This is a genomic window from Exiguobacterium sp. ERU653 (genome assembly GCF_018617775.1).
Taxonomy (GTDB): domain Bacteria; phylum Bacillota; class Bacilli; order Exiguobacteriales; family Exiguobacteriaceae; genus Exiguobacterium; species Exiguobacterium marinum.
Genome location: NZ_JACSKV010000001.1, coordinates 941,315 through 959,793 on the forward strand (window position 1 = coordinate 941,315; position 18,479 = coordinate 959,793).

Annotated in this window: 21 protein-coding genes; 5 read left to right on the plus strand and 16 right to left on the minus strand. The window is 49.3% G+C overall.

Going from position 1 to position 18,479, the window contains the following annotated elements:
• Window positions 1-4 precede the first annotated feature (4 nt).
• Entirely contained in the window at window positions 5-196 is a 192-nt protein-coding gene (gene ytzI, locus KNO95_RS04865; RefSeq protein WP_214701900.1) for a YtzI protein, read from the plus strand.
• Between the two features lie 66 nt (window positions 197-262).
• On the opposite strand, the gene KNO95_RS04870 is transcribed toward ytzI, so the two are convergent.
• The 3 genes from KNO95_RS04870 to KNO95_RS04880 form a co-directional block, all read right to left on the minus strand.
• Window positions 263-2,389, minus strand: coding sequence for a DNA topoisomerase III (locus KNO95_RS04870; protein ID WP_214701899.1), 2,127 nt, complete (start codon window positions 2,387-2,389; stop codon window positions 263-265).
• A 311-nt stretch (window positions 2,390-2,700) separates the two neighbouring features.
• On the minus strand, window positions 2,701-2,943 hold the full coding sequence (locus KNO95_RS04875; protein WP_152538883.1) for a hypothetical protein: 243 nt from the start codon (window positions 2,941-2,943) through the stop codon (window positions 2,701-2,703).
• Between the two features lie 66 nt (window positions 2,944-3,009).
• Window positions 3,010-3,711 carry a hypothetical protein gene (locus tag KNO95_RS04880; protein ID WP_214878408.1) on the minus strand — a complete coding sequence of 234 codons (702 nt, stop codon included), beginning with the start codon at window positions 3,709-3,711 and terminating at the stop codon, window positions 3,010-3,012.
• A gap of 196 nt (window positions 3,712-3,907) precedes the next feature.
• Between KNO95_RS04880 and KNO95_RS04885 the strand changes: the two genes are divergently transcribed.
• Entirely contained in the window at window positions 3,908-4,771 is an 864-nt protein-coding gene (locus KNO95_RS04885) for a DMT family transporter (RefSeq protein ID WP_214701897.1), read from the plus strand.
• Here KNO95_RS04885 and KNO95_RS04890 read toward each other — a convergent pair whose 3' ends face one another.
• From KNO95_RS04890 to KNO95_RS04900, 3 genes are all read right to left on the minus strand, one after another.
• A complete protein-coding gene (locus KNO95_RS04890) occupies window positions 4,772-6,169 on the minus strand; it encodes an MATE family efflux transporter (RefSeq protein WP_214698898.1) in 1,398 nt (465 codons plus the stop codon).
• A gap of 78 nt (window positions 6,170-6,247) precedes the next feature.
• A complete protein-coding gene (locus KNO95_RS04895) occupies window positions 6,248-7,489 on the minus strand; it encodes a peptidase U32 family protein (RefSeq protein WP_214878409.1) in 1,242 nt (413 codons plus the stop codon).
• A gap of 9 nt (window positions 7,490-7,498) precedes the next feature.
• Window positions 7,499-8,395, minus strand: coding sequence for a peptidase U32 family protein (locus tag KNO95_RS04900; protein ID WP_353047581.1), 897 nt, complete (start codon window positions 8,393-8,395; stop codon window positions 7,499-7,501).
• A 151-nt stretch (window positions 8,396-8,546) separates the two neighbouring features.
• On the opposite strand from KNO95_RS04900, the gene KNO95_RS04905 reads away from it, so the two are divergent.
• Complete coding sequence (locus tag KNO95_RS04905) at window positions 8,547-9,341, plus strand: SDR family NAD(P)-dependent oxidoreductase (RefSeq protein ID WP_214701891.1); 795 nt, start codon at window positions 8,547-8,549, stop codon at window positions 9,339-9,341.
• A gap of 30 nt (window positions 9,342-9,371) precedes the next feature.
• Here KNO95_RS04905 and KNO95_RS04910 read toward each other — a convergent pair whose 3' ends face one another.
• Genes KNO95_RS04910 through rnz form a run of 7 tightly spaced genes read right to left on the minus strand, consistent with a single transcriptional unit; the run spans window position 9,372 to window position 14,033 of the window.
• Window positions 9,372-9,704 carry a hypothetical protein gene (locus KNO95_RS04910; protein WP_026825782.1) on the minus strand — a complete coding sequence of 111 codons (333 nt, stop codon included), beginning with the start codon at window positions 9,702-9,704 and terminating at the stop codon, window positions 9,372-9,374.
• A gap of 41 nt (window positions 9,705-9,745) precedes the next feature.
• Entirely contained in the window at window positions 9,746-10,291 is a 546-nt protein-coding gene (locus tag KNO95_RS04915; RefSeq protein ID WP_026825781.1) for a hypothetical protein, read from the minus strand.
• A complete protein-coding gene (locus tag KNO95_RS04920; RefSeq protein WP_214701889.1) occupies window positions 10,264-11,220 on the minus strand; it encodes an ATP-binding cassette domain-containing protein in 957 nt (318 codons plus the stop codon). Before KNO95_RS04920 ends, KNO95_RS04915 begins: the two co-directional genes overlap by 28 nt.
• A complete protein-coding gene (locus KNO95_RS04925; RefSeq protein WP_251125028.1) occupies window positions 11,198-11,884 on the minus strand; it encodes a hypothetical protein in 687 nt (228 codons plus the stop codon). The genes KNO95_RS04920 and KNO95_RS04925 overlap by 23 nt, the downstream gene beginning before the upstream one ends.
• Window positions 11,835-12,245 carry a DUF4430 domain-containing protein gene (locus KNO95_RS04930; protein WP_026825778.1) on the minus strand — a complete coding sequence of 137 codons (411 nt, stop codon included), beginning with the start codon at window positions 12,243-12,245 and terminating at the stop codon, window positions 11,835-11,837. The genes KNO95_RS04925 and KNO95_RS04930 overlap by 50 nt, the downstream gene beginning before the upstream one ends.
• On the minus strand, window positions 12,242-13,126 hold the full coding sequence (locus KNO95_RS04935; protein ID WP_214878411.1) for a hypothetical protein: 885 nt from the start codon (window positions 13,124-13,126) through the stop codon (window positions 12,242-12,244). Before KNO95_RS04935 ends, KNO95_RS04930 begins: the two co-directional genes overlap by 4 nt.
• A gap of 1 nt (window position 13,127) precedes the next feature.
• Window positions 13,128-14,033, minus strand: a complete 906-nt coding sequence (gene rnz, locus KNO95_RS04940; protein ID WP_214701887.1) for a ribonuclease Z — start codon at window positions 14,031-14,033, stop codon at window positions 13,128-13,130.
• 72 nt (window positions 14,034-14,105) lie between these two features.
• On the opposite strand from rnz, the gene KNO95_RS04945 reads away from it, so the two are divergent.
• Window positions 14,106-14,279, plus strand: coding sequence for a hypothetical protein (locus tag KNO95_RS04945; protein WP_167330581.1), 174 nt, complete (start codon window positions 14,106-14,108; stop codon window positions 14,277-14,279).
• A 46-nt stretch (window positions 14,280-14,325) separates the two neighbouring features.
• On the opposite strand, the gene KNO95_RS04950 is transcribed toward KNO95_RS04945, so the two are convergent.
• On the minus strand, window positions 14,326-15,453 hold the full coding sequence (locus KNO95_RS04950) for a M20/M25/M40 family metallo-hydrolase (protein ID WP_026825775.1): 1,128 nt from the start codon (window positions 15,451-15,453) through the stop codon (window positions 14,326-14,328).
• Window positions 15,454-15,626: 173 nt separating this feature from the next.
• The gene (locus KNO95_RS04955; protein ID WP_026825774.1) at window positions 15,627-16,625 is read right to left on the minus strand and encodes an aromatic acid exporter family protein; all 999 of its coding nucleotides are present in this window, start codon (window positions 16,623-16,625) and stop codon (window positions 15,627-15,629) included.
• Between the two features lie 77 nt (window positions 16,626-16,702).
• Here KNO95_RS04955 and KNO95_RS04960 point away from each other — a divergent pair, with 77 nt between their 5' ends.
• Window positions 16,703-17,773 (plus strand): N-acetylglucosaminidase, encoded by a 1,071-nt coding sequence (locus tag KNO95_RS04960; protein WP_251125029.1) that lies wholly within the window; start codon window positions 16,703-16,705, stop codon window positions 17,771-17,773.
• Window positions 17,774-17,820: 47 nt separating this feature from the next.
• Here KNO95_RS04960 and KNO95_RS04965 read toward each other — a convergent pair whose 3' ends face one another.
• On the minus strand, window positions 17,821-18,450 hold the full coding sequence (locus KNO95_RS04965; RefSeq protein ID WP_214701885.1) for a hypothetical protein: 630 nt from the start codon (window positions 18,448-18,450) through the stop codon (window positions 17,821-17,823).
• Window positions 18,451-18,479: the final 29 nt, after the last annotated feature.

An 18,479-nucleotide genomic window follows, 5' to 3' on the forward strand; every position in this document is an offset into this window, starting at 1 on the left:
TTTTATGGCCTGGATCTTCGCCGTCAGCGGCTTGATTATTTTACTCGTCCTTATCGCGTCCATCGTCGTCATCCAAAAAGGGTACGCGTATAAAGACAATAAAGATGATATCGTCCTCGACTATGACGAAATCAATCGTCGGATCGAGTCCGAAAAAACACAAGAAAAGACAGACCAGTCAGAAGGGGCACGCTGAACTCCCTCCATAAAAGTTGGATTGTCATGTCCGACTTTTATGGGGTGTTCACTAAGACCCTTCTTTTTATTTGAACTCGAATCGGAGCTCACCTTTTTCTAAATATAACGAAGCGTTAAACGTTTTCTCGCCTTTTTTAAACGTATGGACGTTCGATTGCCCCCCGTTGATCATCTGTCTCAACTCATCCTTGACGAGTCCGACGCCGAGCACCTGCTTAGAGACGGTGAAACGACAGCCTTCACGATATCCGCTACAGCCGATGAATTTAGGATGTTCGACAAGTCCTTTGCCACAGCTCGGACAGACCCCGAACGACGCTTTCGGCCGTGCCGCCCCTTTCTTCCCATATCGCTTCGCTTCAATCGTATATCCTTCAGGATTCGCCGCCTCAACGCGCGATTTCGCTTCCTCGACGAGATGGATCGACATTTTTTTGGCTTGTTCGATAAATTCTGCGGCAGATGCGGACGCCTGTCCAATCTCATGGAGTCGCTTCTCCCATTTCGCGGTCATGACGGGCGAGGCCAAAATGCTGTCTCCGAGTACATCGATTAAAAGACGACCCTTGTCTGTCGGGACGAGCTCTTTTTTCTGAAGCTGGACATATCCGCGCTTTTTCAACCCGTCAATGATATTGGCGCGTGTCGCCTCGGTCCCGAGACCCTCTACTTCTTTCATGATGTGAATCAACGCCTCATCATCAAGCTGTTTCCCGGCGACTTTCATCGCCATGATGAGTGCCCCTTCTGTATAGCGTTTGGGCGGTTCCGTCTGTTTCGACAGCACATCGACAGTCTTCTCCTTCAACACTTCCCCGACAGTCAGTAAAGGGAGCTCGACGTCTTTGGATTTCATTTCGACGACATCCCGATAGCCTGGACGTACGACGACGGTCCCTTTCGCTCGATAGAGATCCGTTCCATCTAACAGGTCGACCGTCGTCTTTTCAAGCGTCGCAGCAGGTGCGAACGCCGCGAGGAAACGCCGAATGATGAGATCATACAGTTTTGCCTCATCCCCAGCGAGCCGATTGACATCGCCACATGCTTCCGTCGGGATGATCGCATAGTGGTCACTCACTTTTTTTGCGTTGACGTAACGACGATTTTTGGACGGGTCCTCGGTCAACAACTCACGGAGTCCGCCGTAGGCATCCGACTTCAGCAGCCTCGCCTTCGTTTGAGGGAACAGAGTCGCTTCGTCCGGTGTGACAAATCCAGAATCGGTCCGCGGGTAGCTGATCCATCCTTTTGTATATAACTTTTGCGCGATATCGAGCGTTTTTTTCGCCCCGAAACCGAATCGTTTCCCCGCTTCTGCCTGCAATCCGGATAGACTGAACCAAAATGGAGGTTGTTCGATTTTTTCTTCTTTGTCGATCGCTTGGACTGTAGCGGTGCCGGAAGCGCGCCTGACGACCGCATCTGCCTCATCGCGCGTCTTCAGTTTCGTCGTCTTTCCGATGGTGTACTTCGCCTTGAACGTGCTTCGACCTTTAAGTAACGTCGCCTCGACTTCGAAGTACGGTTCCGGTACGAACTGTTTGATTTCCCGTTCACGATTGACGATTAGAGCAAGTGTCGGTGTCTGCACACGACCGAGCGAGAAGACATCTTCGATTCCGATCGTCTTCAATAAGGTCGTATAAGCGCGTGAGGCATTCATCCCGACGAGCCAATCGGCACAGGCGCGGCTCATCGCCTCATGGTAATACGGGACCGTCTGCTCACCCGGCAGTAGTTCAGAGAACCCACGGTCGACCGCTTGTTCCGTCAAGCTTGAAATCCATAGCCGAGCGAGCGGTTTTTTGTTTCCCGCGAGCCTTAAAATCAGACGGACAATCGCCTCCCCTTCCCGTTCGGCATCCGAGGCGATGATGACGTCTGTGATGGAGCGATCGTGCAACCATTTTTTGATTGCATAAAATGGCTTTGATTTGCCTTTTGAGATACGGTAGTCGAACCGCTCGGGTACGATCGGGAGCGCATCATATTTCCATGACTTCCACTCCGGTCGATAGTGTGACGGTTCCTGGAGCTCACAAAGGTGACCGACCGCCCATACGACGATCGCCCCTTCAGGAAAACGGGAGCACGGAGAGATTTCGATCTCCTCTTTTCGCTTTTTAGATGGATAGGGAGCGGCCAGTTTTTGTGCTTGTGATGGCTTTTCCGCGATGATTAGTCTCATAATAAGAACTCCTTACTTCGCCTCTTAATTCGAGTCAAGACGTACCTGATTCGATTGCGTCTTCAATATATTTTACTATATCAAGTCATAGATGGACACATCGAGAGAGGATTCGAACGGATCGAAGACGCGAGACTGACCCACAACATGTCCCGGGTCGGACGTTGTCCCGAGTACGACTCATTCGAGGCTTTTGAGATACCCTGAAAGTGGAGATGTACAACTTGCGTGAGCTCTAAGCCTCTAGCGGACTCACATCGTCCTTCGAGACCTACGTATCGCTTTACAGCCACGACCGTTTCTAGAAATGACTAAACGCCGTAATGGCCGACATAGCGATACGGGTTTTCTTCTGCCACCTCTTGACCGAGAGGCGTCAGACCCTCAAGCGCAATCAAATTCCCCCACTCGTCATAACTGTAGCGGGCAATCACTTCCTGAATCTCGTTCGTGATTGCAACAACGTCACCACGTTGGTTGAAGACGTAGTCGAAAGTCGTCCCTTTATACTCAAAGTTAAGGAGCTTACCACTTGCATCTCGATAGAAATTCATCGTGTTCTCAAGCAAATCGTCTCCCGTTTTGCGCGATACAGAGACGAGATCCCCGTTTGAATCGTACTAGTAGAACTCAAAACGGTCGCCTTCAGCGTTCGTCACTTTCTTCGAAGAACGATTGTCCTCGCTGTCGTACGTATACTCGATGCGTTCGGTGACTTTACTTCCTTGCTTCGTTGTGATACTCATCAACAGGTTGAACGAAGAATAGTGATATTCTTTCACCACATCGACCGCAGCCTGTTTCGCGCTACTCGATGTGCTTGACGGTTTACGAATCGTTTCTTTTGCTAATGATCCATTCTCTCTAAAATCATAGCTGATGTGGCGATAAGTGTTCGTCTCTTTGTCGTACTGAATTGAAGTATCGATACGGTTTCCTTGTAGGTACTTATTTTCAGAGATCAATTTGCCGGACTGGTCTTCTGATTTCAGCATATTCCCGCTCAAGTCATACGTATAGTCTATCGTGTCGCTCCCTCGAGTGACAGATTGCAAGAACCCTTCCTTCGTATAGGTATATGTTTTTTGCTCGGAATCATTGTTTGTCGCCTTGATGATTTGCTCATCTTTGTTATACTCATACGTTTCAGAGAAAATGACCGTCTCCGTGTCCTTCTTATTCGTCTGGATCTGGGTCATCTTCTCATTCGGACCATAATTCATCTCATGAGTCAGTCTCGGTCCCCTGATTTTTTTGATTAACTCCGACGTGGTATAGGAGAACTGGAACTCTTCATTGCACGGTGTAATGATTTTCTTCACTAAATCATTTTCATTATAGTATATCGTTGCCTGACCGAGAGCAGATTGAATGATTTCGGCATTCTCGTCATCTTTATACGTTAAGCTAACAATCCCATTTTCATTCTTCTTTCATGTATACGAAATATGAAATTCCCGTGTATACTATTTTCCGCTATCATTAGACTAAGAAATACATAAGTGAAGGAGTGTCGCCATGTCTTATCTCATTTTGTTCGCCGCTGTCTTTTTCTTGTCGACGAGCGTCCTATTCGTCAAATGGACGTCCGCTCCGGCCGAGACGGCCGCCTTTTACCGCATGCTTATTACGTGTCTGATGCTATTGCCGTTCGTTGACTTCAAATCACTCATCGGAACACGTCTCATGACTCGATATGCCTTACTCCTTAGCGGGACGCTTCTCGCGTTTCACTTTTGGCTCTGGTTTTTATCGCTCGATTATACGACAGTCGCCAGTTCGACTCTTTTCGTCACATCGAGCCCAATCTTTGTCTTGATTGGAAATGCCGTCATCTTCAAAAAAAATCCGACCAAACAAGGACTCACTTACGCACTCGTCGCTGTCCTCGGGGGTATGCTCGTCGCCGCAGGAGATGTTCAACTCGGTCGTGAAGCGCTCTTTGGGGACATGCTCGCCTTGCTCGCCGCTCTCCTCATCGCCGGATATTGGCTCGTCGGACAACACGTCCGTACCGAGATGAAGACGAACACGTATTCATTTAGCGTCTACCTTGTTGCGACGGTCGTTCTTTGTTTCATGTTGCTCGTACGCGACACGTCGTTCACGGCATTCGAATCGGTCAACTGGTGGTACTTCCTCGCACTCGCATTCTTTCCGACGATCCTCGGGCACAATCTGTTCAATTATGCGCTCGCACGGGTCAGTGCGACAGTCGTCAGCATCACGATTCTCGGTGAGGCACTATGGGGAATGCTGTTCGGGTACGCCTTTTTCGGAGAACGGCTCGGTCCGTTGCAGTGGACCGGTGCCATCATCCTCCTCGCAGGGATCTATCTGTTCCTAAAAGAAGACGCCCGCTCGACTCGAGCGGACGTCTGATTATAGATTCGTAGCTTTCGGGTCCCCCGGACGATCTTCTGCATCCTCTTCTGAAGGACGGAACAACAGCTTACGGTCCCAAAACGCCAGAGCGACCGCCGTCAAAAACGTCATCGCATCCGCAATCGGGAATGCGAGCCAGACGCCGAACACCCCGAGAAACGATGGTAGGATGAAGACGAGCGGAATCGTATAGAGCGTCTGACGGGAAAGCGAGAGGAACATGGCGACTCGCGCCTTTCCGAGCGACTGATAAATCCCGTTGACGAGCATCTGCACGCTCGGTAAGAAGGAGACCGCGAACAGGATGTGAATCGCGGTCACGCCTCCTGCGATTAATGCATCATCCGTCGAGAACCATCCCATGAGCGTATGCGGGAACAACTGCAAGACGAGCCAGATGACCACGGCGATTGCAATTCCGGCACGCATCGCCGTCCAAATCGTCTCACGCATGCGATCAAACTGGGCGGCTCCATAGTTGTACCCGACGATCGGTTGCATCCCTTGGACAATACCCATGATCGGCATACCGACGAGCGCCATGAACTTATTGATGATGGCGAAAGTCGCCAACTCATCCGTCCCACCGTACGTCCCAAGCATCACGTTGACGCCGACGAACAGAATCGATTGGGATACCATCATGATGAACGAGGACGAACCGATTGCCATGATTTCCTTGATCTCATCAAACCGAATCCGGAACTGTCGCCATTTGAAGCGCAGTTCCGTTTTTGGTTTACGGGCAAAAAAGAAGCGAAGCATCAATATGGAACCGACGACTTGTGCGAGTGCCGTCGAAATGGCTGCCCCGTACATTCCCCACCCAAAGGTGAAGATAAAAAGAGGGGTCGTCACGAGATTGACGAGGACGGTCGTCAACATGACCTTCATTTGATACGGCGCCTGTCCTTCAGCACGTACCATCGCACTTGAAGCAAGCGTGAACATAAAGAAGGGTGAACTGATCAATACGACCGATAAGTATTGTCGGCTAAGTTCCATGATTTCGGATGTCGCCCCGAACACCATTAATATCTCATCCAGCATAAAGAAGGCAGAACTGACCGCGAACGCCGCAAACAGACCGACGAGGACGAGCACGTTTAAAAACGTGACGGCCGCACCGGCATCGTCCCCGCGCCCGAGCTTCCTCGAACTGATGGACGCCCCGCCGAGTCCGACCGCACTGGACACGGCCATCAAGATCATCTGAATCGGAAACGCAATCCCGATGGCGGCGACGGCTGAGGCGCCGATCCCACGGGCGACAAAAATCGTATCAATGATGTTATAGAGCGCCGTCACGAGCATCCCAATCATCGCCGGAAGCGATAATTTGAAGAGGAGTCGGCCGATGGGCTCAGTCCGTAATTGCTCTGTGTTTTGGTTCATCCTTCCATCCCTCCGTCTCTACCTCTTAGGGTAGCAGGATTGGACGGTCCGGGCGACTATGTTGGCTCGAAGGATGTGTCAGACGACTACGCGTGCGGGTACGCTTTTTCGCTTACGCATAATAAAATCGGTCGCGACCGGTTCATCTACTTTCACGCGAATCGTCATCATCGCTTGATTGGCTGACTCGAGCGGCTGTCCGTCCACATTTTCAATCGCCTCGATGACTTGCGAGAAGCGTTTAAATCCGGGGCCAAAAAATTCGACCTCTTCCCCGACCGAGAAATGGTTTCGTTGCTCTAGTGTCGCCATCCCGCTCGTCGGGTCGTATGAGATGACCCGTGCGGCAAAGGCGTACTGCGGAATCGAACGCGGTTTCCCGAACAACTGCTCTTTTTCGGTTGGAATGCCGTAATAGAATCCGCTCGCCAGTTCACGTTGGGCCGCTTTCCAAATCTCTTCTTCCCATGCCGGGTCGAAGACAAAATTCTCCGGGTCCTCACAGTACGCGTCAATCACTTGACGATAGACGTTACATACGGTCGCGACGTAATGAATCGACTTCATCCGCCCCTCGACTTTCAAACTGTCGACTCCCGCGTCCACGAGGTCGGGGATATGCCGGACCATCGATAAGTCGACTGAACTCATTGTGAACGGTTCTTCGTCGCGCGCTTCCATCTCTTCTGTCAACAGTGCACCCTCTTCGAAGAATCCATATTTCCAGCGGCATGACTGGGCGCAGCCTCCACGATTGGCATCACGTAGTGTCATGTGGTTAGACAACGTACAGCGTCCTGAATAAGAGATGCACATCGCTCCATGGACGAACGTCTCAATCTCGACATCGACTTCTTGTTTCATTTGCACGATTTCATCCATCGATACTTCACGAGCCAAGACGACCCGTTCAAGGCCCTCGTCTTTCCAAAAACGAAGTGTCTCATAGTTGGTCGCCGAGGCTTGAGTCGACAGATGGACCGGCAGTCCTTCAGCTTCCCTGAGACACGTCTCGATCATCGCCGGGTCGGAGACGATGACCGCGTCAATCCCGATATCTCGCAATGTCTGAAAGAATTCACCGGCACCTTCGATATCGCCTTCATGCGTCACCATGTTCGCGGCGACGTATACTTTCGCATTGCGAGCATGGGCGAACGCGACACCTTCTCGCATCTCCTCATAACTAAAGTTACCGGCACGTGAACGCAGACCAAATTGCTGTCCGCCGATATAGACCGCGTCGGACCCGTAGTGAATCGCCATCTTCAATTTTTCTAAGTTACCTGCTGGCGCTAATAATTCTGGACGTCGTTTCATGTTTATCCCTCACTTGATCTCTTCTGGCTTGCGTAGCAACAATCCCGTTCCGAGACGGAATCCTTCCGGTTGCAGGTCGTTGAGACGAGCTTCCATCTCAACACGGTCAAATCGACCGTTCAATAGATTCGCACGGGCGAACGTAAACAATTTAACGATTTCGACAAACTGGTCGCCCGCATGCCATCCGTCAAGTTTCCACGTATGAAGCCCGTGTTTGACTAGCGTTGGCAGCTGCCCCATGAGTGTCAGATCTTCAGAGAAAATATGCGTCCCGTTCTCGTCTTCATAGATCGGGTATCGGCTCGATGCATCAGCAGGCTCGCTCATGTAAAACTCGCGTTGTTTCGCCTCTTCAGAAGTGCGACCGAGTTCGTTGAAATAGTTCGTCACGAGCGGACGCTTGGAGTGATGGATACAAGTCGGACCATACACCTGTACTTCTACCGGCAGTCCGATTTGTTGCTGGATGAGAGCGAGTTCCTCGAGCGTCACTTCGCGTGCGACGACCGCTCCGATTGCCTCCCGTTTGCCCCAAAACTGAATTTGTTTGGCGGACGTGACGAGCGTTTGGGCATCGTACCAATAAGGAATCTTCGCTTGTCGAATCAGACGGATCGCTCCAGGGTCTCCAGCCGTCACATCATCGACTCCGATCGCCCTCAGTTCCTGTAAATATTCGGGCAACTCATCAATCTGGTCGTTATGCATCAAATTATTGACGGCCACCGTCACTTCTTTCCCGTATCGATGGGCAAGTTGTGTGACTTCCCTCACAGCATCGATAGTCCACTCTCCTTTTTGTCGTAACCCGAACCGTGAATTCCCGATATACAGTCGGTCAGCGCCCGCTTTAATTAACGCTTCTGCTTGATCGACGCTTTGTGCCGTAGTGACGAGCTGAATCATCATGATTGTTTTTCTCCTTACTTTGTGAGTCTAATCACATTTTCTTGCTATACTTTAGCATACGTTTCAATGTGTAAACGAGGCAGGATTTTAACAACTCGTGAAGAATTCAGTAACAATGTATGACTTTTCATCAAAGGAGTGGATCATGTTGTCAAAGACAGCTTTAATCACCGGGGCCTCGATGGGCATCGGTTTAGACTTGGCCGTACTCGCCGCACGAGATGGGTACGACTGTATCCTCGTATCTCGAAACGAGCCGCGCTTACACGAATTGAAAAAAGTACTGGAGACGAGATATCGCATCAACGTCCATGTCTTCGCGCTTGATTTGGCAAAGCATGACGCCGCAGCCCGATTGACTAGTATGATCGCCGAGGCGGGACTTTCCGTCGACTTTTTAATCAACAATGCCGGTTTTGGTACATCCGGTGCATTCGCCGACCTCGATGCCGAGACGGAGGCGGACGAGGTCCGATTGAACGTCAACACGTTGACCGAACTGACGAAAGCCTATCTACCTGGCATGCTCGAGCGTGACCACGGTCATGTATTAAATGTCGCCTCCGTCGCCGCGTTCCAACCAGGACCGTATATGGCCGTCTATTACGCGACGAAGGCATACGTCCTTTCCTTCACCGAGGCGATCCATGCCGAAGTGAAAGGAAGCGGTGTTCACGTCAGTGTCCTCTGCCCTGGCCCGACTGACACGAACTTCTTCGATCGCGCCGGAAGTGAATTGTCATTCTCAAAAATGCCATCTCACCTCGTCGCCTTTTTCGGATATAAAGGTGTCATGAGCAACAAACGGGTGATTGTACCTGGCCTCTCGAACCAGCTGTTGGTCGGGTTCGCGAAGTTGATGCCACGGGCTCTCAGTCTCGAAGTATTACGTCGTGTTCAAAAGCCAACAGACGGTAAAGCCGCTGAATCGACGACATGAAAAAGGAGCGACCCGCGTAGGTCGCTCCTTTTATAATTCAGAATGCAATCGAGACACAGTCACAAGCCGATGAAGAAAGACTCCTGCTGGAATCATCGTCATGAGCGCAGTCGAGAGGACGACCGCCCACGCGATCACAGCGTTTAACGTCCATTCTCCCGAAGTGAGTTGATCCATCACATTCAATTGATTTACCGAAAGAACAATCATGAGTGCCGGCCACACGCTTGTTGCCAGAATACTCAGCATTGCAAAACGGGCTCTCGTGTAACGCTTCGCTAAAAGAACAAGGTTTAACACGATAAACAATAACCCTACGAGTAGAAACATACCGACTTCCGTGACATTGACATAAGCATCCATCCGTCGTTCACCTCACTCAACATGATAGGAATATTGTATATTTACCCGAGTTGACGAAGGAATATGCGCTCAAATAACGGACGAATCAATAGGAGGAAGACGACGTTAGAAATGCCGTGGACGAAATCAAATGGGAAACTGAGCAAAAGTAATTTCAAAAAGTCTGCACCAATCACTTCGATAAACGCGACGTTCGTCGTCCATCCGTATAAAAAACCAGATAGAAATCCTAGTACGAGGAAGAGTACGGGCGACTTTAATAAAAGCGGTCGAAACAGGCTGACGAGCAATACGACAAGGAGCCACCCTAAAAATTGATAAAGGACGAACGGTCCAATCCCAAGCAAGAGTCCTGACAAGATCGGCACGAAGAGTGCGAGGATGGCTGCACCGTTCAAGCTGACGAGTAGAGCGGTCAACATCAAAATCGCCGTCGTCGGTTGAACGTTCGGGATTGTCATAAAGAGCCAACGACCAATCACCGCGAGCGCTAAAAGTTGGACAAGTGGTTGAATCGGAAGCGAGGATTTCTCGAATCGATACAAGACGGCGATGGCAATCAAGATGGCGAGGACGTAAGTGACCATAACGTACTCCGTTCTTGGAAGAGTGAACGTGTCCCATGAAAGACGACCCGACCGCTCGCAAGGTAAATGACATCTGTCGATCGGTCAATCAGCTCCATGTCGTGTGTCGCACAAACGACCCTTGCCGTCTCAGCCTTCTGTCGTACTGCTTCAACGAATGCTTCACGTTCCTGCCCCGTTAAATCTACAGTCGGTTCATCGAGCAAAAGGACGCTCGACGGATCATGAAGCACGCCTTGCAGTTGCGCGACCCGTCGTCTTTCTTCCTTCTGGCTTGGACCGTATTCTGGTTCGGCAGAAAGATAGACGGCTCGTTCGCCTCGCTTCACCCGTCCTTTGAGCGGGCGTCTGCTTTTAGCCAACAACTCGAGCAAGGTCGACTTCCCGCTCCCGTTCGTCCCGATACATACCGTGAGTCCTGGCTCGTTCATCTGAATGGTCACATCCTCAATCGCATACACCGCTTGAAGCGGATGCCGATAAGATACATCTTGCGCATCGATTATTGGTGCTCTATTCGATTCGGTGAATGTGAACGTCACATCGCCTGACTGCTCACGCGCCCTTTCCGTATAGCCGATTTGAACACCGAGCCCGGAGATACGGCGGAGCAACATCTCAAGGTGTTCTTTACGAAATTGATCAAGATGCCGAAACGGTTCGATGAGAACGATTGATTCTGGTCGGTCCACTAGTGCAAAGGCAACACGAACGATCTGTTGTTCACCACTCGAACATGTGTCGAACCGCTTCGGATAGAGTGCATCGATTTGTAACAGTGTAGCAAGCTCTGCCCCTCGAAACGGGTCCCCACTCGATAATAAATGCCCGACTTTCCCTGAGAACGGTTGGTTCATCTCGATGACGCGTGGTCGGTAGCGTTCGACATATTCTTCGAACGTCCCGTCAGCGGTAGAGAGCCATTGCATCACGCAAACCTCCTTTCGTAACGTACGGATAAATGAGCCAAAGTATAATTGTCCACTGGAGCGCTACCCAGCAAGTCACTACAATCAAGATAATCTGAAGAGCATCCTCTACTCGAAAGGGACGCATCGGTTCAGAGGCAAATCTCGGCTCCTGTTGCTGACTCTCGATTCCAATCCGTACCCCTTCTCGCCATAATTTTTTCGGATGACTCCTAATCGATTGGCGCACTGCTTGTTCCATCGATGGGATGAGTGCCCACGCCCCATACAATAGCGACGATGATCTAGGCCACTTGGATAACAGTGGAAGCAGGCGCTCCAGACGAATAATGCGAGCGATCCACAACATGCCTAGTAAAAAGGCGGCCAAGCTCACTAGTTGACGCCATATGTACGAGAGTGAAATGTCCCATCCGAATAATCCAGGCAGTACCGAGACCAATCCGAAAGCAATCAATACCCCTAACATCGCCCAAGGAAAACGGCGTTCGAGAATAAGTAGAATGACAAGGGCGATGACAAAAATAATGATGTCATCGACATTCGTCAGCACGTATAGGTGGCTAAGGAGAAAGAAAAAGAGCGTGACAGGATGTCTCCGCTCCCAATCTGCCTCATTCGAAGAAAGCAATCGCATCTTCTTCGAACCGCCACTGAATGACATCGGTCGATTCTACTTCTTTCGCACCGGCACCTTCATCTCCCGGAGCACCGTTAAAAGCAAATACCCATCCTGACGATTGTCCTTCTGATTTTTCTTCGATTCCCTCGATTGCCGTCACGTATGACATGTCACCGCTTCCTGTCACTTCGAGGTCAAGCCCAGTCGCCTTCAACGCATCGAGCACGGTCGCGTCCTCTTCAAGGCAGACGCTTTTTTCCTGATAGATCGTCTCTTCGGTCGCTGCATTGTATACTGAGATGGTCGGACTTACATCACATGCCTCACGTTGCGCTTCTTCACCGCCACATCCGACAAGGAGTGCAGTCGTTAATAGAGAAATGCTTATATATGGTTTTATCATTCTGTCAAATCCTCTCGTTGATGTATCGAATAATTATATAGAATCGCATAACGTTCCCCAGAACTACGCCCTTCTTGTGTCAGTCCAACGAGTTGAATGCTGTTGGCAAGGACTGGTTCCCGCTGTAGCCAGAACTTGACGAGCTCATCGTCCCGATTGAGCATGAGCATCGACTCGTTTTCGAACGTGTACATATCGTACAATCCATCATAAGAGAGTTGTAAGATTGGCGCAGCTACAACTTCAGTGTATTCCTCCCATGACGGTTCTCGTAAAGTCGACAACATATGGTCAAATTCAACGAGTTTTTCAAAGAACGCCTGTCCAGATTCTTTTCGTAGTTCATCAACCTGCTCATAGGCGAGTTGTCCAGACTCGTATGTCACACGAATCTGTTGGAACGACTCGGCTCTCTCCACCATCAGTAAGTATTCAATGGACTTGACGTTTCCTACCCGGTCAATTTGTAGCTTGCCCCGGTCTAATTTAATCGAATCACTGTTGATCCGCTGCAATAATTTCTCTGTCATGTCGTCAAATGATTCGTCCGCGACGGAGACGGCACCAATCTGTCGGGATTCGGCTCGGAATCCCGATTGATCAAACAACGGGACAAAGAGTAAGACGATAAAGAAGAAGAAGCCTATTAGCGCCCCATACCATTTATAGCGGCTGTTCTGCTTTGGAAAGAATAAAAAAGACAATAAGAATCCGATCGGGATGTGAAAACCGCCGATTGGAAAGGAGACGATTCCAAGCAAAGAATAAAACAAGAACTTCGGAAAGAAATTGGCTTCCGGCTCTTTTAATTGATTCAATCGAATCCCTAACAGAATGCTGATTGCTAAAAACGCGGCCCATACATAGAGTTGAATGGTCACATCAATCCCCCACTGTATATTCTAAAAAGTCGGTCGCAACTAAACTCGATGGAAAATCCGATACGACTTCTCGTTCAAACTCTTCTTCTCGTCCGACGTAGCGAGCGGAGATGTGCGTGACGATCAGCTTGCCGACGGAACACGCTTTCGCGAGCGCTGTCGCTTCACGTGTCGTCGAGTGCCCGTATTTGCGTGCGAGCGCCTGTTCATTTTCCATAAATGTCGCCTCATGAACGAGAAGGTCCGCACCTTCCGCTAAGATTCGAGCGTTCTCACAAGGGGTCGTATCACCGAGAATTGCAACGACTTTACCCGGAATCGGTTCAGTGACATATTCTTTAGAATCATACCATTTTCCTTCATATTCAAACCGTTCTTCTTCTTTGATTGTTTTATAGATGGGTCCACTCGGGATTCCAAGCTCCCTCACCTTGTCAACGCGTAACGTTCCACGTTTTTCTGGACCGTTGATGCGAAAACCGTAAGATGGGAAACGATGCTCTAATTTTCTCACAGTGACGAGATGACCGTCTTGTTTTAATGTATCTCCATCCGTGAACTCGACAACGTTCAACTCATAACCGAGATGAGAACCCGTGATACGAAATGTCGCTTCAAGCCATTTTTTCAATCCTTTCGGCCCATAAACAGTCACAGTGTCCGTTCCATCTAGGGCAGAGCGAGTCGATAAGAATCCAGGTAAGCCGAAAACATGGTCTCCGTGGAGATGGGTCACCCATACCGCCGTCACTTTCCTCGGTTTGGTCTTCGTGTAGAGCATTTGATGTTGTGTCCCTTCACCACAGTCAATCAACCAGGTGACTTTCGGTAAATCGATCGCGAGTCCCGACACATTGCGCTGTTTCGATGGCATTCCTGAACCAGTTCCTAAAAACTGTAACTTCATAAATATTTTAGTCCTTTCTCCAAGCCGTTCCATGCTATAATAAAGTAATCGCTGAAAAGGATGTGATTTGTGATGACCAAGGCAGAACAAACCGAATCGATCTATGAAACGATTCGAGAACGTGCAGCTTTGATGAATCGCTTGCACCAAAAAGAACAAGGCACCTCTATCCGCATTCACGACATAGCGATCGAACTTCATTGCACAGACGAATTGATTTTAGAATCATTGGAGTTCGCAGCATAACGAGTACGAACACATACGAAGAGCCGACGAATGGTCGGCTCTTTTTTTATTGCTCGGTTGATGCGACTTCTTCGACGATTGTCACGACATATTCGATAAGTTTGTACAACTCTTCGAGCGGCATCCGTTCGTTCGTCGTATGAATCTCTTCATAGCCGACCGCTAAGTTGACCGTTGGGATTCCGCCACCCGCAATCACGTTGGCATCCGATCCGCCACCTGAATGTAAGATACGTGTCGGGCGTCCGATTGCTTGAGCCGCGCGTTTCGCGACTTCAACGACCTCGTCGCCTTCTTCAAACTTGAATCCAGGATACATGATATGGATGTCGACCTCAGCACGAGCACCAAACGACTCAGCGACTTCAATGTAGGCCTGCTTCATCGTTTCTGCCTGCTTCTCCATCTTCTCGTGGATGAGCGAGCGTGCCTCTGCGAGTACTTCGACGTAGTCACACACGATGTTTGTCGCGCGTCCGCCTTCGAAGCGCCCGATATTCGCAGTCGTCTCTTCATCGATTCGGCCGAGAGGCATCTTCGCGATGGCTTTAGCTGCGATTTGAATCGCCGAGATGCCTTTCTCTGGCGCGACACCCGCATGAGCCGTTTTTCCGTAAATCTTCGCGTTTACTTTCGCTTGTGTCGGTGCCGCAACGATGATGTCACCGACCGGTCCATCCGAGTCAAGCGCAAAGCCGAACTTCGCATCGATCTTCGACAAGTCCAACACTTTCGCACCGACGAGACCTGATTCTTCTCCGACCGTAATCACGAATTGGATTTGGCCATGTGGAATCTGTTTTTCTTTCAACACACGAACGAGTTCAATCATTGCCGTGAGTCCCGTCTTATCATCTGCTCCGAGAATGGTCGTGCCATCTGTGACGACATACCCATCTTTAATACTCGTCTTGATTCCTTTACCTGGTGTCACAGTGTCCATGTGAGCCGTGAAGTAAATCGGATCGATATTTTCTTTCGTTGCAGGCAACGTGATGATCAAGTTGTTACCAGAGTGCGCCGTCTTCGTTGATGCGTCATCCTCATAGACGTCGCAACCAAGCTCAGTGAAGACACCTTTCAAGTGTTCACAGATGACCGCTTCTTCCTTCGTTTCTGAATCGATGCCGACCAACCCTAAGAAAGTGTCGAGCACACGTGTCTCGTTTACCATAAACAACATCCCTCCATCCAAACATTTCTTGACCATTATAACAAACTCCCTTAGATTGCACGAATCTTTTCCATTCTGTACAATGATGGCAAACACGTTTCTGGAGGCAAGCCATGAAGAAAAAACAGAAAAAACGACAACGCATCATTCAAATCGGCGTCGTCGTCATCGTCTCAATCTTTTTGATCAGCACGTTTCTCTCGAGCATGACCATGTTCTTTTAAGAGCAGGATATATCGCTCTTTTAAGATCAAGTAACTTTTCACATCAGATAAAATATTCAATAAGGATGAGCGTACCTCAAATTCCTCACGAGTCGTGGGGAGAGGTACGTTTTTTCGATAGTGCTCAATCATCTCTTCAAGTTCTTGCAGGAAGACCGAGGCGTCCGCCTGTTCGTTCACGTGGTCTCCGACCCGACGCAAAAACGTCGCAACTGGTTTCGCTTCATTGACGACCATCGTGATCTCTCTTGCGTTATCGGCGACACGCTTCAAAATATCATATTGTCGCTCACGCATCCGGAAGTATAGATAATCCATGTCTTCGTTACGCTTCCCAATCGAGTTACCCATACGTCGAAGGGATAAGTCCTTCCCTTCCTTCAGATAGTCTCGCGTCTTGATGAGCATCATCGAATGATTGTTATACACACCGGTCTCGACACACGCCGCCACATCGTAAAACAGTACCGCGAGCGAGCGGTCGATACTATCTTTGATGCGCTCGATTTCACGGTCGAGCGTCGGCATATACATGTTGACGACGAGCCCGACACCAACACCGATGACAATCAATAAGAGCTCGTTAATGAACAGCTCTACTGAAAATTGTGCTTCGGTATAAAGATGCGTCAAGATGACAACACTCGTGATCAATCCGTCCTGCAGTTTCAATTGTTGTACAAGCGGAATGAAGATGACAAAATAAAGAGTGAGTGTCACTGGCGAATAACCAAGTAAGGTGAACATCGCCGCGCCCATTCCGATAGCGAGGAGACTCGCCATGACGCGCTCATAGGATGCTCGAATCGATTTTTTTCGTGTTTCTTGAATACTCAAGATGGCAATAATGGCTGCGAATACAAAATAATCAAGATGGATCGTCTCGGAAATGAGCATCGCGATACCCGCTGCGACCGCGGTCTTCAACGTCCGCGTTCCAATTTTCATATTCATTTCCCCCTTCTTCATCAAATTGTTGACTAAATTAACTCGTTTGGCAATTCAAAAGTTTGGAAGTGATCTAATTGAAACGAAAGAAAAAACGTACAATATGGCCGATGGTCGCGACACTAAGTATCGCAGTCGCCGCATTTTTATGGATTCAATCCGGACATGAAGACATGTATACCGTCGAGACCATGACGAATGGCGATCGCGTCACGCGGTCATTCGAATCTCTCGATGAAGCGAAACGATACATGACTTCTGGTAAGAACCGCACCCTGTTCTCTCCTTCCGGTGAAGTCCTCGATTTCACGGGTACCGGGATCGTCGTCACCCCAAGTGATGCAATCACAAATTTATATGAAGATGAGGCGTTTAAAAAGCGACAATCATATGTCGCCGGCGGTACACGACTTCAGTTAATCGAACGAGGAAACGGTCATTTAAAAGTTCGCATCTCAGGAGCTGACGTCTATGTCAAACCGGATCAGATGGCGTTATTCCCTGAAGCAGTCGTGGAAAGAAGGGGATATTATGAAATCCGGGATGGTGATGTCTACCATTCGGTCGAAGCGAACGGTCATCTCGCCGGCAAGTTCCTCGTCGGACCAACGAAAAAGCGCTCGGATGATCGTTACTATACGGAACGCGTCCAAGACGTCTTCGACTCTCCTTATCAATTTGCATCGATTCGTTCGTCCTCTCCGTATACCACGAAAGAGTTTGATCAATATTTACGGTCCATCGATTCTCCGCTCGCAGGGGAAGGAAAGGCCTTTAAACGGGCAGAGGATACGTACGGAATCAATGCTCTGTTCTTACTTGCGGTTGCCGGGCATGAGTCAAGATTTGGAACGTCCGACATCGCACGGGAAAAGCGAAACCTATTTGGATTCCGGGCGACGGACGACAACCCGAGTGAGAATGCCACAATGTTTAAAACAATCGATGCAAGCGTTCAGGCTGCTGCAGAACTGTTTGCGACTAAATATGTCAAAGGTCCATACGCTCGCGGAGATTACCCCGGTAACAAACAGGAAGGCATCAATATCTTCTATGCTTCGGACCCATACTGGGGCGAGAAGGTCGCCGGTACGATGTATACGATTGATCGTGAGCTCGGTTTGAAACAGTTGAAGCAAATCCAATGAATAGTAGCCCGGCTCATATGAGTCGGGCTACTTGACGCTTCGTTCGATTATAACGTGTTTTCCACCTCTTGCTCGTACAATTCGATGAGTCGATTGTTGTCGAGCACTTGCTCACTTGACGCTTCGTACCGTTCTGTGACGAGCGGAATCAAATCTTCCCATACGACCCATTTGACGTATTGATCGCGATAATAATCATGATTGAGCTCATACACGCTCATCTCTTTTGCCTCGGCATATCGTCTTTGTGACTCGACTACCGTCGCATCCGGTCCTTTTTCAATCCATTCATCGACTTCGTCACCCGTTACTACGATGCCATAGTCACTTTTCGCATGGTCCAACCATGCACGTTCAAAATCAGCTTGGTCTTTAGCGCGGATTAGAAGTTGCTTCACATCGATGGTTTCATCAAACATCTTCATCTCCACGTACATCCGTTCTGCCAACTTTCGTTCGAAATCGTTATTGATTCGAGGAGCCACATCGTTTTGAAACGCAGCAAGCATCTCCTTCAGTTCTTCGACCGTCGACTCAGGATAAACCTTCGTTTCCGTTTGGGTGAACATCTCATTTTCGACCTGTTCAGACATTTTCTTTGAATCAGACCGATCGATGAGTACAAACATCCCGACAATGATAAGAATGAATAGGGTCAATCCTGTAATGCGCTTCATATTCCATCATCTCCTATTGTAGATACACG

Excerpts from the sequence above, each read along its gene's own strand:
- KNO95_RS04895 (WP_214878409.1), bottom strand. The coding sequence starts at position 7,489 with ATGAAACGACGTCCAGAATTATTAGCGCCAGCAGGTAACTTAGAAAAA.
- KNO95_RS04920 (WP_214701889.1), bottom strand. The coding sequence starts at position 11,220 with ATGCAATGGCTCTCTACCGCTGACGGGACGTTCGAAGAATATGTCGAA.
- KNO95_RS04925 (WP_251125028.1), bottom strand. The coding sequence starts at position 11,884 with ATGTCATTCAGTGGCGGTTCGAAGAAGATGCGATTGCTTTCTTCGAAT.
- KNO95_RS04875 (WP_152538883.1), bottom strand. The coding sequence starts at position 2,943 with ATGAATTTCTATCGAGATGCAAGTGGTAAGCTCCTTAACTTTGAGTAT.
- KNO95_RS04950 (WP_026825775.1), bottom strand. The coding sequence starts at position 15,453 with ATGGTAAACGAGACACGTGTGCTCGACACTTTCTTAGGGTTGGTCGGC.
- KNO95_RS04965 (WP_214701885.1), bottom strand. The coding sequence starts at position 18,450 with ATGAAGCGCATTACAGGATTGACCCTATTCATTCTTATCATTGTCGGG.
- KNO95_RS04955 (WP_026825774.1), bottom strand. The coding sequence starts at position 16,625 with ATGAAAATTGGAACGCGGACGTTGAAGACCGCGGTCGCAGCGGGTATC.
- rnz (WP_214701887.1), bottom strand. The coding sequence starts at position 14,033 with ATGAAGTTACAGTTTTTAGGAACTGGTTCAGGAATGCCATCGAAACAG.
- KNO95_RS04915 (WP_026825781.1), bottom strand. The coding sequence starts at position 10,291 with ATGGTCACTTACGTCCTCGCCATCTTGATTGCCATCGCCGTCTTGTAT.
- ytzI (WP_214701900.1), top strand. The coding sequence starts at position 5 with ATGGCCTGGATCTTCGCCGTCAGCGGCTTGATTATTTTACTCGTCCTT.
- KNO95_RS04890 (WP_214698898.1), bottom strand. The coding sequence starts at position 6,169 with ATGAACCAAAACACAGAGCAATTACGGACTGAGCCCATCGGCCGACTC.
- KNO95_RS04905 (WP_214701891.1), top strand. The coding sequence starts at position 8,547 with ATGTTGTCAAAGACAGCTTTAATCACCGGGGCCTCGATGGGCATCGGT.
- KNO95_RS04945 (WP_167330581.1), top strand. The coding sequence starts at position 14,106 with ATGACCAAGGCAGAACAAACCGAATCGATCTATGAAACGATTCGAGAA.
- KNO95_RS04870 (WP_214701899.1), bottom strand. The coding sequence starts at position 2,389 with ATGAGACTAATCATCGCGGAAAAGCCATCACAAGCACAAAAACTGGCC.
- KNO95_RS04930 (WP_026825778.1), bottom strand. The coding sequence starts at position 12,245 with ATGATAAAACCATATATAAGCATTTCTCTATTAACGACTGCACTCCTT.
- KNO95_RS04885 (WP_214701897.1), top strand. The coding sequence starts at position 3,908 with ATGTCTTATCTCATTTTGTTCGCCGCTGTCTTTTTCTTGTCGACGAGC.
- KNO95_RS04910 (WP_026825782.1), bottom strand. The coding sequence starts at position 9,704 with ATGGATGCTTATGTCAATGTCACGGAAGTCGGTATGTTTCTACTCGTA.